Below are 15,874 nucleotides of genomic sequence, written 5' to 3'. Positions count from 1 at the left end.
CGGTTAAGGCAAGAGACGCGATGAATCGCCGTCAAGACAATAATCAGTCTTTCATCTTGACAGCAATTTATCGCATCTTTAGCGATCTGGAATTTTTATCAAAAAACCTTAAGCGAACCGTATTGGAGTGGGTCGGAAAACCCGCTTTTTCGGTCTAGCTCACAATAAATAATTGGATATTTTTTTATTTGAAAGTCCCTTAATTAATTTTCTTCACCTGCAAAGGACGCAACTTGTTATGCTCACTACAAAGTGTATACCCACGAAATGCTTTCTCGCTTTGATGCCCTGTGAGTTTGCGGGCATGAGTTGGATCAACACCTAAATGAAAACTGCTGTAAGAATTGTGTATGAAATGGCTAAATCATTTTCTCCTAGCGCTGTTCACTGCATTTTTATGCACAGCCTTATCCCCTGTTTTGGCAAAACATATTACTGTCTACTCTGTCATGCAAAATTCGCTTGAGCAAGGGGAGTGGGGAGAACAAGGAACTAGGCAAAACAGGGAACTGGTGAATACTGAATCCTCTATTTCCCATTTCCGACTACATCAGTGGCCTCAAACTCCTCCATCCTCCACTCTCTACTCCCTACTCTCTCTTAAAAGCGGCCCATCGGAAACAGAAAGTGTGGTGGAACAGGGAAAAATATTATACGACACGGGACAGTTTACTGAAGCGGTGAAAGTTTTACAACAGGCTGCTGCTGTGTTTAGAGCTTCTAGGGATGGATTAAGAGAAGCAATAACACTGAGTAATCTCTGTTTAGCTTATCAGCAACTTGGCTTGTGGGCTGAGGCTGAAGAAGCGATCGCCCAAAGTTTAAAATTATTACAGTCAGGAGAAAATACGGGCACTTCTGGTGAGCGTTTGCAAATTATCGCACAAGCCTTAGATGTGCAAGGGCAGTTACAACTGGCACAAGGACAAGCAGAAGCGGCTTTAACTACCTGGCAAAAAGCTGCTGATATTTATCAGCAAATAGGCGACAGGGCGACATTAACTCGTAACCGGATTAACTCTGCACAAGCTTTGCAAGCTTTAGGACTTTACCTTCAGGCTAACAAGATTTTAAACGAGGTACAGCAAACCCTTACAAGCCTTCCAGACTCACTGATAGTAGCCACAGCACTGCGTAGTCTTGGCAACGTTCGCCGAGTTGTCGGTGATTTAAACGTATCCCGGTTGGTGTTGGGGAAAAGTTTAGCAGTGGCAAAGCGAGTACAATCTCCAAAAGCGATCGCTGAGGCTCAACTCAGTTTAGGCAACACAGCCCGCGCCCAGCAAGATACTGAAGTAGCTTTACAATACTACCAGCAGGCTGCTGCTGTATCTGTTTCTTCCATCACACGCATCCAAGCTCACCTAAATTTACTTAGCTTACTTTTGGAGGAAAAGGAAGATAAAAATAATTTGCAAGATGGATTGGCGTTGTCATCCCAAATCCAGTTGGAAATTAGCAAGTTGCCACCCAGCCGAGCCTCAGTAGATACTCGGATTAAATTTGCCCAAACTCTTGCAGAATTAAAACAGAAGACCACCTCAGATACTCCTTCATGGCTGGATATTGCCCAACAGTTGTCAAAGGCGATAAAACAGGCAGAGAATTTGCAAGACCGACGAGCAGAATCTTATGCTATGGGTACTCTTGGCGAGTTGTATGAAAAAACTGGGCAGTTTTCTGAGGCTCAAGACCTCACCGAGAAATCTTTGTTCATAGCGCAAAGTATAAATGCATCGGACATTGCTTATCAGTGGCAATGGCAACTCGGACGTATACTGAAAAAAAAGGGAGATATTAAAAGTGCGATCGCTTCATACAATGTAGCATACAATACCCTGCGATCTCTGCGTGGTGATTTAGTAACGATGAATCCAGACGTTCAGTTTTCCTTCCGGGAAAATGTCGAACCAGTGTATCGAGAGTTAGTTGAATTGCTGTTGCATTCTACCGTTCGCGTTGGCGTGGTTACTGAGCGTAGTCGAAGTGCAGCCTCTGGTAAAGAAGCGGAACAAATTTCAGGCAGCAGCATTCCACTATCGCTCCAAGAGAGTATCAATCAAGACGATCTAAAGCTTGCTCGTAATGTAATTGAATCTCTGCAATTGGCAGAACTGGATAACTTCTTTCGGTCAGCCTGTTTAAATCCTACGCAGGAACTCGATCCAGTGGTTGACAAGAAAGACCAACAAGCAGCAGTGATCTATCCGATTATTTTACCAGACCGCTTAGATGTGATCCTCAAGTTGCCTAATCAAGACTTGCGCCACTACAAGACTGCAATACGTCAAGATAATGTGGAAAACATAATAGCAGAACTGAGGAAAAACTTACTAAATGTCACTGCGACTGTTCGGGTTCAGCAGCAGTCCCAACAAATATATGACTGGTTAATTCGCCCTGCACAAACAGAGTTAGTCAAGAGTGGGATAAAAACCTTAGTGTTTGTACTGGATGGTGAGTTGCGAAATATCCCGATGGGGGTTCTTTACGACAAACAGCAGGAGAAATATCTGGTAGAGAAATATGCGATCGCCTTGACACCAGGTTTGCAACTCCTCGATCCCAAACCTTTGCGACAGATACAGCTAAATGCTTTAACTGCCGGAGTCAGCGAAAAACGCCCAGTCGAAGGCAGAGAATTTTCTGAATTGCAAAATGTACCACGGGAATTAAAAGAAATCAAATCTGAGATATCCAAGAGTGAAGAACTGTTAAATCAACAGTTTACCGAAACGAACCTGCAAAATAAGTTGCAAACAGTTTCCTTCTCTGTGGTTCACCTAGCAACTCACGGTCAATTTAGTTCTGATGCGGAAAAAACCTTTATTCTCACCTGGAATAAACTGGTTAAGGTCAAGGAATTTGATAATCTACTGCGAGTTAGCGACAAAAACAGGTCTAACGGCATTGAATTACTCGTCCTCAGTGCTTGTCAAACTGCTGAGGGAGACAAACGAGCAGCTTTGGGACTGGCTGGGATAGCTATGCGGGCAGGGGTACGCAGTACACTCGCAACATTGTGGTCAATAGACGATCGCTCCACCAGCGATGTCATGAGTGAGTTCTATCGACAGTTAAAGGCTGGGGTGAATAAAGCCGAGGCACTCCAGCGTGCCCAATTAGCTGTTTTTGCTAAGGAAAAAGCTCCATTTTTCTGGGCACCCTATGTTTTAGTAGGCAATTGGCTGTAATCTCCGCCACAAAACCAAACCCAATGCTAGTGAAGCTATGGTGCAATTTCGCAGCAATGTAATTAATGTGCCTGTAAAATGCTTATAAAGTTTCAAGACAGCTAATCATCGGAAAATCTTAAAAGGGATGAAAAAGGTTTCTTCTCCTACTCCTCACTTGGTTTTTCAAGCTAGTGGTAAAAAAGTATTGCTATCACTTTGGCTGAAAGCTAGATAACATTAGATTCGGCGTGTTTACTGTTCGGGAGTGCCAAAATGTCTAAACAGCTGGGTCAAAAAATTGCACCTACACCGATATCAAATGATATCGGTGTAGTGGATTTGATCGATCAATACTTCACCGCTTACAACTCAGCGCGGTTGCGGGAAATCTGCCAGCTACTGAGTCGTGATGTACTAACGGAAGGTGTCACAGTGGGAGTTAGCCTTTCCGGTGCGATGACGCCAGCAGGATTTGGGGTTTCAGCGCTTGCACCCTTAATTCGCAACGGCTTTATTGACTGGATGATTAGCACTGGTGCAAATCTTTACCACGATATGCACTATGGTTTGGGTTTTGAACTCTTTGCTGGTAATCCGTTTTTGGATGATGTGAAACTGCGTCAAGAAGGCACGATCCGCATTTATGACATTATCTTTGGTTACGATGTGCTGCTAGAAACTGATGCGTTCATCCGCAAGATTCTCCAAGCAGAAGCGTTTCAAAAGCGGATGGGAACGGCTGAATTTCACTATTTACTAGGTAAATATGTCCGAGAAGTAGAAAAGCAATTGGGTGTGCAGCATTCCTGTTTGCTAGCTACAGCTTATGAATATGGCGTACCGATTTATACGTCTTCTCCAGGAGATAGCTCAATTGGGATGAACGTGGCGGCTTTAGCATTGGAAGGTTCGCAGTTGGTGATAGATCCATCAATTGACGTGAATGAGACAGCAGCGATCGCATATAATGCCCGTGAATCAGGAGGTAAAAGTGCAGCTGTAATTCTTGGTGGTGGTAGTCCTAAAAACTTTTTGCTACAAACCCAACCGCAACTTCACGAGGTTTTGGGGTTAGAAGAACGAGGACACGATTACTTTGTGCAATTTACCGATGCACGTCCAGATACAGGCGGTTTATCTGGAGCAACCCCATCGGAAGCTGTCAGTTGGGGTAAGATTGACCCGGATGAGTTACCTAACACAATAGTTTGTTATACCGATAGCACGATCGCTCTACCACTGGTGACAGCCTATGTGTTAAATAAATGCCAGCCTCGTCCCCTGAAGCGTCTGTATGACAGGCGAGAAGCCATTTTCGAGAAACTGCAAAAAGACTATCTAGCAGCCAAAACCCGACCATCGGATCAGGTTCCAGCAGCAGTTGCTGAAAGTGCTTCACAGCAAACAGCAACTTATCCCTGTGGTCGGCTGATTCCGAATACTCACTAGGGGAGTGGGGAATTTTAATATAGCGCTTCTGTGTTGAGTCCAATAGATACCTAACCCCCAACCCCTTCCCTTATAGGGAAGGGGAGTAAGATTCAAAGCTCTCTCCTTTTAGGAGAGAGGTCAGATCGCTATATGCACCACTCCCTAATCCCCTTTTCTCACTTCCGTCCAATCAACAAATAAGTTATCATCTTCCCTTTGCCTTTAACTTCAATTTCGCTTCGTTTTTCAAATACAAATTCATCACACAAGCACTTATAAGTATTTTCTGTAACCTGGATTTTACCAGTAATACCTTGGGATTCCATACAGCTAGCGATGTTTACTGTATCTTGACAGAGTTCATAAGTAAACTGATTGAGATCAATTACTCCCCTGATTAGCGAACCGCTATGGATGCCGATACGGATGCTGAAATTTTGGTTATTCTCAGTATTAAATAGAGCGATCGCAGTTTGCATATCCAGTGCCATCAAAGCGATCGCTTGAGCATGATCTTGGCGGCGTGTAGGTAAGCCACCAACCACCACATAAGCATCGTTAATGGTTCTGATTCTCTCTAAACTATATCGTTCAGTGAGGCGATCGAAAACTAAGAAAATTGGGTTGAGTAAGTTCAGCAGTTGAATTGCACTCATAGAAGTAGCAATTTCGGACAAGCCAACGATATCTGCAAATAAAACTGTGACATCAGCAAAGTCTTTGGCAATGCTATCTGGTTGTTCTTTCACCTCTCTAGAAATTGTGACTGGCAAAATATTCAGCAATAAACGTTCGGTTTTTTTCTGCTGATAGCGAAGTGCTTCTTCTGCTGCTACTCGTTGGGTTACATTGCGAAAAATGCCACGAATCGCAACTGGATGACCTTCAACAAATTTACAATTAATATTACCTTCTAGAAAGATAGTTTGACCGTCTTTAGTAACAAATATAGCTGTTACTTGCCCAAACTTTTCTCCTGATAGCACGCGATAAAATCTTTGCAAACAGCTTTGTTTAAACTCTGGATGTATAATATCAAAAATACTCATATTCGCAATTTCAGCTTCGCTATATCCCAAAGTTTCTTGCCATGCACGGTTGACATATAAAAAACGACCAGATGGATTGACACATTGAATCAAGTCATTAGCATTTTCAAATAAATCTCGATATCGCTCTTCACTTTCTACAAGAGCATCTTCTGCTTGTTTGCGTTTGATAAATTGGGCAATTTGGCTACCAATAGAACCCATCATTTGCAATAGGTCTTTATCTTTTGGTAGTAACTCCCGGCTCAAGAAAACCATCACTCCTAAGATTTCACTATCGTCTAAAATGGGGAAACCAAAAGCTGCGTGCAATCCAGCCTCCGCAGCTGGTAGCGATCGCCTTTGATCTCCATCTACTGTGATATCTTTAATCCACAAAGGCAAACGTCTGATCCAAATTCGACCAGGTAAGCCAACACTAGGTGTATAAGTAGTTTGCCAGGTGATTGCTTTAAACTCTCGCACAGAAACTAATCGACTTGACCAAATTTCCACACACCTTAGTACTGCATTGAGACTATCTCCTTGTACCGAAGTGCCAATATATTGGCTTGGTGTCCAAAGTTCACCTAAATCCCATCCCAAGTTTTGACAAATCGACTGCAAAATTTGCGGAATTCCCTGCTTTATGCTCTGTGATTCTGATAATATACGAGTAATAGAATACTGGGCACTTGTACGCTGTTCCCGGCGTCGCCAAGCAGTAATATCCCGACCAATGTAGACAATATCTTCTAGTCCTTCTGTTTTTTTTGGAATCACTGAGCAAGAAAAAGCAATCAATAGTTTTTCTCTAGTTTTTGTTCGACAAACTACTTCTAAATTCTGGGAGCTACGCTTTAAATAAGAATGTTGATAAATAGCTTTAATTAAAAATTGATCCTCATCAATAATTAGTGATATTGGTTGATTTATTAGTTCTTGTTCCTGAAAACCAAATAATTGTTGAGCAGCACGATTTACTTTTTTTATTTTTCCTGAATTACTGGTTACTAACAAAGCATCTGCCATTGAAGTAATTACTTGTTCCATGTAATTTCTGTATAAGATTAAAGTACTTGATAGCAGATTCGTTTTTTTGGGTTGTTGTGCTAATTTTTGCTAGATGCCGCTATCATAGTGATAACTAATTACTCAATAATCATAATTTATAATTAATAATTCAGTACAAATAATGATTATTTTAGCTATTATTTCAAATGTTTGATTAATATACAAGCCTGTTTTCCCAAATTTATAGAAATTACTATTAATAAGTTTTATTACTTGATTAAATGTGCTATTCTTTCATATCAATCGAGTATAGTTGAGCAAAAACAACTAGTTCGCTGTGGCGGAAGTTTGCTTACCTTTAACAAGTTGTTCAGAGCAACTTATCTGGTTAATTGAGATAGTAGCTATTCTGTCGTGCTGTACTAGTGCAATGTCTTCTAAGCTAGTGCAAGAGGTTTTCTAATAAGGACTAAAGTGTTTATTACAAACTTGCTTACCCATCAATTTAAACTAAATAAGCTTGATTAATATTTTTAATATACTTCTTTTGGAGGATTGACAATTTAATATAATATTGATGTTTGAGCAGATGATACTTAATAGTTGCCTTCATATTTAATTTTAATCCTATCTGGTATTTTACAAAACGGTGAGTTAGATTAGTATTCCAACTAACATATTGCTGTAAACACCTTTCATTAGTTTCGCTATCTTGAAAGTTGATTTTTCAAGATAGTGTGATCGCCAGCATCTGGGAAATTTGAAACCCGTCACTTTATAAGAGAATGGTGAGTCTGTAGCTAGGTTCTTGCCACTCTCTTATTCTTCAATTCCATCAATGAATGGCTACGATTTGATTCCAGGCTTGGACTGCTGTCTGTAAATTCTTTGGCAGGTTATTTTGAGAAATATCATTGTACTGAACCGTACCTTCTTGACTGGTAAGGGTGTAGGTGATATAATCAGCAACACCACTGGGGGCTGGGTAACTCAAATTACGAAATTGACTAAACTGAGAACGTTTTAACGATCGCACAAATTGTTGCACCTGTTGCACAGAAACACGGTGAACACTACGTTCAGAATCATTAGCATCACCAATCCGCACCCGAATCAGCCGCCCATCTTTGAGTAAAACAGTCTCATAGGTTCTGCCAGCAAAACCCCCACTAGAAATTTGGCGAAATACTATATCTCGATCTAATGGTAGTGGTAACTCACTAGCTGGAATTTGCACAGGCCCGAGTGTAGTTTCGTTAGCCTTTTGATTCAGCCTGAGTGCAGAACCTATTTGATTGGTATGATAAACCAAGGTTTGACCAACTCCGCCGACAACCACCCGCCAGCCTGATACCAAAGCTTGGGTACAGAATTCATCAGCATTAGCTAATTCTAAACAGCTATCTCTCCAAGTTTGCTGTTGAACCTCAATAATGGTTAACTGAGAAATTGGCTGTTGCAAACGTCTGGATGCGGCTTGTAAAACCGCATTTTTTACAGATGTAGGTAATTTATCTAGCAGATTTTCTGAGGGAGTGTTTGCCGAAGCTAAACGTAGCGATCGCCCATTATTATTGGTATGATAAACCCAGTTTTCTTTGCCATTAGATACCACAATCCGCCAACCAGAAACTAAGGCTTGGGTGCAGAATTCATCAGCTTGAGGCAGTTCCAAGCAACCATTGCGCCAAGTCTGTTGATTGTAGTCAATAATTTGCAGTTGTCTAGTAAAAATTCCCTGCCTGCGGGCTAAATCTCGCAGTACTGCATTAGCTACTGGACGTGGCAAGCGGTTTGGTTTAATATTGTCTTTAAGAACTTCATTGCTTGTTTCTAGAGAGAAGTTTGCAGAAGTGCCCGTCGCACCTTTGACAAGTGTTAAACCGCTAGCAACAGACAAAATTCCAGTCAAAATCAAAGCAGTGAAAATTCGCGCTTGATTGGTATTAAAGTAGTTTTTTATAATGATTTTCATAGTAAAATAAAACAAAGAAATAGTATTCAGCCACTAATAGACAATAAAGTATATAATTCCATAACTTCATTATCTGGAATTAGTTTAGTATCTATATTCTGAAACAGATATAGAGACAGACGCTGATGTACTGATTGTTTGTTCCTTATATAAATTCTGGTTGAAGAAGAATTTAGAAATTAGAACAATCAGTGGGGGATACCCTGCGGGATCTTGCTACAGACCCGCCACTGATTGAAAACCGCTAAATCTTCTCTATCAGAGACGTTACGCAAATGAAGTGGGGGTTCTAAACCCTCTTGTTCAGACGCGACACTCTCTACGAGACGCTGCGCTATCGCAGATTCTTGTAGAGAAGCCATGCCGTTGGCGTTCGTGTAGCGTGTCGCAGACAAGCCTCTCGTTCACGGAGCGTCCCGTCCCGTAGGGAAGAGAAGGCTTTACGCTACGCTATCCGCCAGCGATGCCCTGAGTTTCGACTGCGCTCAACTACCGCCTGTCGTACCCCTATGGGGAAGCAAGCTACACAAAGCGTCTCGTAGAGAAGTGTCGTACAGAATTAATTCTGAATTCTGACAACTGACGCCTTTATTCTGTTTGATAAATCCATCAAATTTGCCAGCTTGTAAACTACTCGCGCTCCAACATTACCATCCCATTCCGCATCACCGACTTCGCAGATATCAAAGCCAATAATTTTTCTTCCACTATTGACCAATTCCCGGAACAGACAAAAAGTTTGCTCTAATTCCAACCCACCTGGAACAGGAGTACCCGTACTCGGACAGAGTTTTGGATCTAAACCATCTACATCAAAGCTAATATAAACATACTCAGGTAAATGACTGATAATTTCTCGGCATAAATCAATCCAAGTTGTGCCAGAGTAAAGCTTTTGCTTAATAGCTGGGTCATAATAAGCAATAATGCGACTATCAGATTGGTCAATCATTTGCACTTCATCATGACTAATATCACGCAAACCTACCTGCACTAACTTAGAAATTTGCGGTATTTTCATCGCATTAAACATAATCGACGCATGGGAAAACTCAAATCCCTCATAAGCATCGCGTAAATCTGCGTGGGCATCAATGTGCAAAATGCCATAGTTTGGGTATTTAGCTGCTAATGCTTGGAAATAACCTAAAGGCGAACTGTGATCTCCACCTAGAACTGCAACTTGCTTACCATTATTAATTGCTGCCTGACAATTTTCAAACAGCCATTGATTAACCTGTTCACCAGCCTGATTAATTTCTGTGAGGACAGATGTTAAATCTGGTGTATCTGAGAGTTGTTTACCTTGGGCTAATCGCTCGATAATTTTTGCTGCCAAAGCGCGGTAGTATGTGTTCTTCTCTAAAATATCTTGGGGAATTTCTTCCATAAAAATCCCCTGCTTCCAACCATCAGGGTGATCGAAATCGAACAAATCTAGTTGAGTCGAAGCATCTAGAATTCGCTGTGGGGCATTAGCAGCGCCAGCACCATAGGAAACAGTGACTTCCCACGGCACACCAAAAACAATCAAGTTTGCAGACTCATAATCGCAGGGCAAACCTAAGAGGTTGCCATTTATTTCACCTACGCCGCTGGGATTGTAGTCTTTTAATTGATTACTCATTGAGTATCTTCTGGATTTACGTGGATAGACAGCACGCCGCCTAGTGGACATCTGCATTGTAATCAAAATTTTTCACAGATGACTAAAACCCCTGCATGAAACTCAGTAGTAGTAAAGAGTGCCAACTGAGCATATTCCCTTAATTAAGTGAAATTACTTATTGGCTGACCCAGGTTCACTGAGTTTGCGGTGCTGTTCAGCATTGACGGTATCAGGTAAAACCTTACTTACATTGCCCTGAAGCTTCGTTTTGAGCGAACCGGCGATGATGTGATCCTTACCTGCCATCAAAGCTTCAAAACCTTGCTTGGCGACCTCAGCCGGATCGTCCTTTTGATCGGCACCCACTTTTGTGTCGTCCATACCCGCGCGGTGGAAAAAGTTGGTATCGGTGGGTCCCGGCATGAGCGCGGTGACGGTAACGCCCGTGTCTGTCAACTCGTTACGTAGCCCCTCTGAAAAGGAATGCACAAAGGCCTTGGAGGCGGCGTAAACTGTCTCGAACGGGCCGGGCATTAGGGCGGCGATCGATGACGTGAAAAGGATTCGGCCCTTGCCACGTTCAACCATGTCCTTTACTACTCGTTTGGCAAGATGTACAGAGGATACAACGTTCAGATTAATCAGATTAAGTTCGTCCTTCAAGTCGGTTTCACGCGCGAACTCACCGCCAACACCAACACCTGCGTTGATGGCGATCGCATCCACTGGTCGGCCAGTTGCTTTAATCTGGCTGTAGAGCGTCTCAACTCCGTCATAGCTAGCGAGATCGGCCTGTACCGTCTCAACTTTGGCACCCAGCCCCTCCAAGGCAATAGCCGCTTCGTTAATGCCCGATCCGGTAGCTGTGACTAGAAGATCAAAGCCGTTTTGAGCAAACTGTTTGGCGAGTTCGTAACCGATGCCGTTGGAGGCACCTGTCACGACAGCCAAGGGTCGGGTCAACGAACTGTTCATAACCATTTAAAACTCCTATGTAACTGCTCCACACTCGCTTGCTATGGGTTGCTTTTTTTGCTATCAACAAATAGTTCCGCGTGAACTGTGGGCTTTCAACTCTTACAATGTTAGGTAGGTAGCAGTATGATTGCGTCTTTCCAAGGAAGTATCGCTAGTGTGTCTTTAAGGTTACTTTTCTAGAGTTCTGTATATTACGAATTTGGGATAAGTGCTTGTTTTTCACCAACATAAAATACTCCGACTCCATATCTATAAGTGTTTCAGCGATTTTCTTTCTCATGAATGATTTAAGATTGCTATATTAGCCATAAACAAAAAATTGGTAAAATTATTTCATGTGTTGAGATTCGATATTTTACAAACTGTTTAAACAATCCCCCAATTTACTATTTAAGCTATTGACAAATCCTCCAAACAATGCATTTACTTATCAATCCTTGTAAGCGACATTGAGGCGATATAAAAGTGTCTTAGAGTCGTTCAACGGTTCAGACAAGTCAATTGCGCCCTGATAGAAGTCAAAGCTGCGGATGCTTGTATCAACTGCATAAAAGGGGTCGGATGTGACTGTGACATTTCTATTGGGCGATGCCTTTGGCAATCCCTTTGATGTATGCAATAATATTTGTCAGTTAATTACGGCGTGACTGTAACATTTCTATTAGACGTTCCTGCTTCGGTTTGCCGTAGGCATCACTATTGGTAGTTTTTGCCCGATAACGATATCGCCACATCACAAAGCCAGTGATCAACAAAATTAATGGTGCAAGTCCAACAAAGACGTAGAAAATTCGGGATGGCAGTCCCCAGAAAGTACCGTAGTGCACAGGGACAAAGGAATTGATGATGCGATCGCCTAACGACACCTTCAAAAAACTATCCACTCGCAAAACTTTACCACTATATTGGTCGAGGTAAACACTGCTTTGACCATAGTCCTCAGTTTCTTGAGGAAGCTTAAAGCTAACTGTTAAGACTTCTTCTGGTTTACTTGGAAAAGAAATACTCCTGAGCGCTGCATCCGGTAAAGCAGCTTGAGCAGTTTTTAATTGTTCTTTGAGTCCTAGCGCAGACTTACCAGCAATGGGAACAGATACCGGAGTCGGTTGCTGTTTGGAGAAGGTGACAGCATAGATCATCGGGTTGATGAACTCACCAAAGCTCCAGCAAAATCCGGTGAAAAACGTGCATATTAGAAACACTGCTGTAATCACGCCAGCAACTTTGTGAACATCAAAGTTAAGCCGCTTGGGATGAGCATTCCACTTAACTTTGAAGCCAGAAATCAACCTGTGCCAACCAGGCCAAAGAAGAATACCTGTAATGCTCATGAAGGACATCAGTAAACCAATAATGCCTACAAACTTATAGCCAATGTCACCGCCTAAAAGAGCATAATGAAGTGGGTAGATAATTTCAAAAAACTTTTGCACAAAAGTTTGCTTTAAATTATTACCGAGAATTGCTCCTGTGTAAGGGTTAGCATAATTTTCTGTCCAGTCATTTTCCTTGGTTTTCAGGATAACATTCATCGGCTCATTTGGCTTGGAGGGCAGATAAATCCTCTGCACTGTTGCATCTGGTTGATCAGCATATGTCTTTTTCACAGTGTTCAGGACAACCTCAACTGGCAGTTGTTCACCTTGAGGAGTAATGGTGCCAATTCGACGCTGCTGATCGAAGGTGCTAATTTCTGAGTGGAAGACCAATATAGAGCCGGTCAAGCCAACGATAATTGCAATCAGTCCCACTGCTAAACCTATGTAGCGATGTAGGGTGAAAATTAGATGACGAGAGGATTTTACTTGCATGGTAAATGCTCTACAACTAGAGAAATAAGTTGTCTTTAATGATAAATATTATTAATAAATCATAATCTAACGGTGTACAAGTTTGAACAATTAAGTCAAACGAAGATTAATTTTTCCGCTTTCTTTGAAGGGCGATCACAATTTGAGAATCATCAAACCGAACCCCTTCGTCTAAGTAAACGTAGGATCATAGCTCCCACGAAATTGTACCTTGCACAGTAAACGGCTCACCTAGTAGACCCGCAGACTCAAAGTAGTACAAGTCAAATAGGTTTTTGAAATTTAGTGCGGCACGGAATCTGTCTCGTTTGTAAAAAATCGCGGCATCAGTGGTGACATAGCTGGGTAATATATATCGCGAATCATTTGGGAGAGTTGCTTGTCTGTCACCAACATAAAATACTCCGACTCCAAAGCTTAATCCTTGCAAACTACCAGATTGAATTTCGTATTTTGTCCATAAACTAGCAGAATGTTGTGGTACGTCATTAAGCTCGTCACCAACTGGATAGTTGTTGTCTTTTGTGATTTTTGAATCTGTCAAAGCATAGTTAGCAATAATGTTCCATCCCGGCAAAATTTCACCGGTCACGTCAAATTCAATACCCCGGCTACGCTGTTCACCAATTTGAACTTGATATTCTAATGCTCGAAGGGTTTCATCGGGATCGCCAGTAAGGACGTTGGAACGGGTCAAATCATACAAAGCCAGGGTTGCAGAAAGCTTGTCATTCAAATCTACTTTCACACCCACTTCATACTGTGTGCCACGTTCTGGTTGAAACAAGTTACCATCAAAATCTTGTCCACCCTGTGGGCTAAACGAGCGACTGTAGCTAGCGTAGAGCGAAATTGGCTCTATTGGTTGATAGACGATCCCAACTCTTGGGCTAAAGGCTTCCTGTTGTGGGGACTCGGTCAATTCCTCACCAATATTCCCTCCTTTTGAATTTGCAATATCGTAGCGTCCCCCCAAAACCAGTTTTAAATTTTCCGCCAGGGTCACTTGATCCTGGATATAAAAACCATATGCGTTCCCCTTGCTTTTACTGGCATATGTAGATGTATTATATTGTCCGATCTCAGCTCGTTCACCATATACGGGGTTGTACAGATCAAACTGGCCATAAGGTCCACCAGTACCACCAACGTCTGAGGATGATGACCATTGGTCAGTAAAGCCAGTTAATAGTTGATGCCTAATGCTGCCTGTCTGAAATTTGCCAATTGTATAAGTATCAAAATTAAAAGTAGAACTACGGTTTACATTGTATCCATAGTTTTTATTCACAGACCGTAAATCTGGGTAATAATCACCAACATCAACTGTAGATCTATCATTTACTTCCTGAGAAAACAAAAAACTACTGTGTAGTTCCCAGTCTTTGCTGAAATGATGCTCAAGCTCGTAGCTAGCTTGATATACACTTATTACTGTTCTTTTAGGTTCTGGCCAGGACGGATTAAGATTGCGAGGGAGTCTGCCATACGGACTAGGTAATAGAGTACCCTCAAATGGGAGACCAAAATTACCATTATCTTTGCTTCGATCTCTATATTCAGCTGCTAGGGTGAGTTTGGTGCGATCGCTAATTTGCCAGCTAAGGGTAGGAGCGACAATGTATTGTTGCTCATCGTAAAAATCAACAAAACTCTCTGTAGTCAAAGCAGCAACGTTGAGACGGTACAGTACAGTTTTATTATCATTGAGGGGGCCTGAAAGGTCTATTGCACCGCTATAAGAATTGTAGCTGCCAGCAGAGGCTTCGATGAAATAGTAAGGTTCTGCCAGAGGTTTTTTGGCCACAAGATTCACAGTACCACCCAGGGAACCTGCACCGTACAGAACAGAGGCAGGTCCTTTAAGAACCTCAATCCGCTCGACATTAGCAAAATTAAAACCACCATCTATATTGTTGGTGTTTGACAACCCATTTGTAGTGATATTGCCTTGCGAACTAAAACCTCGAATCTGAGGGAGTGCATTATTTCCACGGGATGAAGAATTACCTGATTGGATCGCACCCGGTACGTTTCTTAGTGCTTCGCCCAAATTCGTTATCCGCTGATCCTCTATCAATTGCCGGGGAATTACCTGAATCGACAGGGGAATATCACGCAAGGGTGTATCGGTTTTGGTTCCCACTGAGGTATTTGATACGCGATAGCCATCTTGTTCCCCCGTGACTACCAACTCTATTGGCTGATCATCAGAAGCCGATGGTTGTTCTGGCTGTGTCTGGTTTGGTGGCTGTTCAGTTTCCGGTTGTAGTGTTTGTGGTTGTTGCCCAAGTTGCCCAGAAGCAGGCGCACTGGCAACAGCAAAAACCAAACCCTCCCTCGGACTATCATACAACTCCACAACTGGTAAACCCACCTCACCCGTTACTGTCAGCCGGATAGTATTGGTATCAAAATTAGTGGCAGTTACAGTAGTAATTCCCTGTGCTGGTTGCTGTTGGCTAAATTTGTTACCTGATGGCAGAAACAATTGAGCATTTTTAATATCAACAATGAAGTTATTACCTTGACTATTGATATCTATTTGCAATTTATCCGATGCAGTTGTTTCTAAAATTACGTCAATTCCTTTATTTGTGGTGTTCACCTTGACTTGAGTGATTTTAACCACTAAATCATTCTCTATATTTTGAGATAACAAGTCTTTGGCATCGGTTGAGAGCGGTTGGGAATCAATGACTGTGGGTATTTCAGTGATGACTTGACTCTGTTTTGATTCAGCCAAGGCTCCTTGAGTCAGGAATAGGGGGACGAAAATCCCAATCCCTAGATTAAAAATAAAAAATCGCCAACGTTGTTGCAAGATATTGCTCCTCACACAAATTCAGTCC

General features: G+C 42.1%; 12 protein-coding genes. 4 read left to right on the top strand and 8 right to left on the bottom strand.

The features are described 5' to 3' along the window. Positions 1-20 precede the first annotated feature (20 nt). The 3 genes from V7K60_RS26525 to V7K60_RS26515 all read left to right on the top strand — a co-directional run bounded on the left by V7K60_RS26525 (position 21) and on the right by V7K60_RS26515 (position 4,625). Positions 21-158 (top strand): hypothetical protein, encoded by a 138-nt coding sequence (locus tag V7K60_RS26525; protein ID WP_334929913.1) that lies wholly within the window; start codon positions 21-23, stop codon positions 156-158. 192 nt (positions 159-350) lie between these two features. Next, positions 351-3,194: a CHAT domain-containing protein gene (locus tag V7K60_RS26520; protein WP_334929911.1), complete on the top strand. Its 2,844-nt coding sequence runs from the start codon at positions 351-353 to the stop codon at positions 3,192-3,194. A 255-nt stretch (positions 3,195-3,449) separates the two neighbouring features. After that, complete coding sequence (locus tag V7K60_RS26515; protein WP_334929909.1) at positions 3,450-4,625, top strand: homospermidine biosynthesis protein; 1,176 nt, start codon at positions 3,450-3,452, stop codon at positions 4,623-4,625. A 158-nt stretch (positions 4,626-4,783) separates the two neighbouring features. On the opposite strand, the gene V7K60_RS26510 is transcribed toward V7K60_RS26515, so the two are convergent. From V7K60_RS26510 to V7K60_RS26490, 5 genes are all read right to left on the bottom strand, one after another. Continuing rightward, a complete protein-coding gene (locus V7K60_RS26510; protein ID WP_334929907.1) occupies positions 4,784-6,688 on the bottom strand; it encodes an adenylate/guanylate cyclase domain-containing protein in 1,905 nt (634 codons plus the stop codon). A 796-nt stretch (positions 6,689-7,484) separates the two neighbouring features. After that, complete coding sequence (locus V7K60_RS26505) at positions 7,485-8,624, bottom strand: hypothetical protein (RefSeq protein WP_334929905.1); 1,140 nt, start codon at positions 8,622-8,624, stop codon at positions 7,485-7,487. 188 nt (positions 8,625-8,812) lie between these two features. After that, positions 8,813-9,019 (bottom strand): hypothetical protein, encoded by a 207-nt coding sequence (locus V7K60_RS26500; protein WP_334929903.1) that lies wholly within the window; start codon positions 9,017-9,019, stop codon positions 8,813-8,815. Between the two features lie 164 nt (positions 9,020-9,183). Then, positions 9,184-10,251 (bottom strand): agmatinase SpeB, encoded by a 1,068-nt coding sequence (gene speB, locus V7K60_RS26495; protein WP_334929901.1) that lies wholly within the window; start codon positions 10,249-10,251, stop codon positions 9,184-9,186. A gap of 153 nt (positions 10,252-10,404) precedes the next feature. Then, positions 10,405-11,214: an SDR family NAD(P)-dependent oxidoreductase gene (locus V7K60_RS26490; RefSeq protein ID WP_334929899.1), complete on the bottom strand. Its 810-nt coding sequence runs from the start codon at positions 11,212-11,214 to the stop codon at positions 10,405-10,407. 347 nt (positions 11,215-11,561) lie between these two features. Here V7K60_RS26490 and V7K60_RS26485 point away from each other — a divergent pair, with 347 nt between their 5' ends. Next, entirely contained in the window at positions 11,562-11,654 is a 93-nt protein-coding gene (locus V7K60_RS26485) for a DUF2887 domain-containing protein (protein WP_442944467.1), read from the top strand. Here the strand turns inward: V7K60_RS26485 and V7K60_RS26480 are convergent. From V7K60_RS26480 to V7K60_RS26470, 3 genes are all read right to left on the bottom strand, one after another. After that, positions 11,642-11,830, bottom strand: a complete 189-nt coding sequence (locus V7K60_RS26480) for a hypothetical protein (RefSeq protein ID WP_334929897.1) — start codon at positions 11,828-11,830, stop codon at positions 11,642-11,644. The genes V7K60_RS26485 and V7K60_RS26480 overlap by 13 nt on opposite strands. A 13-nt stretch (positions 11,831-11,843) precedes the next feature. Continuing rightward, positions 11,844-13,022: a PepSY-associated TM helix domain-containing protein gene (locus tag V7K60_RS26475; protein WP_334929895.1), complete on the bottom strand. Its 1,179-nt coding sequence runs from the start codon at positions 13,020-13,022 to the stop codon at positions 11,844-11,846. A gap of 187 nt (positions 13,023-13,209) precedes the next feature. Beyond that, positions 13,210-15,861: a TonB-dependent siderophore receptor gene (locus V7K60_RS26470; protein ID WP_334929893.1), complete on the bottom strand. Its 2,652-nt coding sequence runs from the start codon at positions 15,859-15,861 to the stop codon at positions 13,210-13,212. Positions 15,862-15,874 lie beyond the last annotated feature (13 nt).

Origin of the sequence: Nostoc sp. (assembly GCF_036917555.1) — a bacterium.
In the GTDB taxonomy this organism is placed as follows: Bacteria; Cyanobacteriota; Cyanobacteriia; order Cyanobacteriales; family Nostocaceae; genus Nostoc.
The sequence above is the reverse complement of the archived record's forward strand: the minus strand, read 5'-3'. Positions and strand labels throughout refer to the sequence as shown.

Excerpts from the sequence above, each read along its gene's own strand:
- V7K60_RS26525 (WP_334929913.1), top strand. The coding sequence starts at position 21 with ATGAATCGCCGTCAAGACAATAATCAGTCTTTCATCTTGACAGCAATT.
- V7K60_RS26520 (WP_334929911.1), top strand. The coding sequence starts at position 351 with ATGAAATGGCTAAATCATTTTCTCCTAGCGCTGTTCACTGCATTTTTA.
- V7K60_RS26515 (WP_334929909.1), top strand. The coding sequence starts at position 3,450 with ATGTCTAAACAGCTGGGTCAAAAAATTGCACCTACACCGATATCAAAT.
- V7K60_RS26510 (WP_334929907.1), bottom strand. The coding sequence starts at position 6,688 with ATGGAACAAGTAATTACTTCAATGGCAGATGCTTTGTTAGTAACCAGT.
- V7K60_RS26505 (WP_334929905.1), bottom strand. The coding sequence starts at position 8,624 with ATGAAAATCATTATAAAAAACTACTTTAATACCAATCAAGCGCGAATT.
- speB (WP_334929901.1), bottom strand. The coding sequence starts at position 10,251 with ATGAGTAATCAATTAAAAGACTACAATCCCAGCGGCGTAGGTGAAATA.
- V7K60_RS26490 (WP_334929899.1), bottom strand. The coding sequence starts at position 11,214 with ATGGTTATGAACAGTTCGTTGACCCGACCCTTGGCTGTCGTGACAGGT.
- V7K60_RS26475 (WP_334929895.1), bottom strand. The coding sequence starts at position 13,022 with ATGCAAGTAAAATCCTCTCGTCATCTAATTTTCACCCTACATCGCTAC.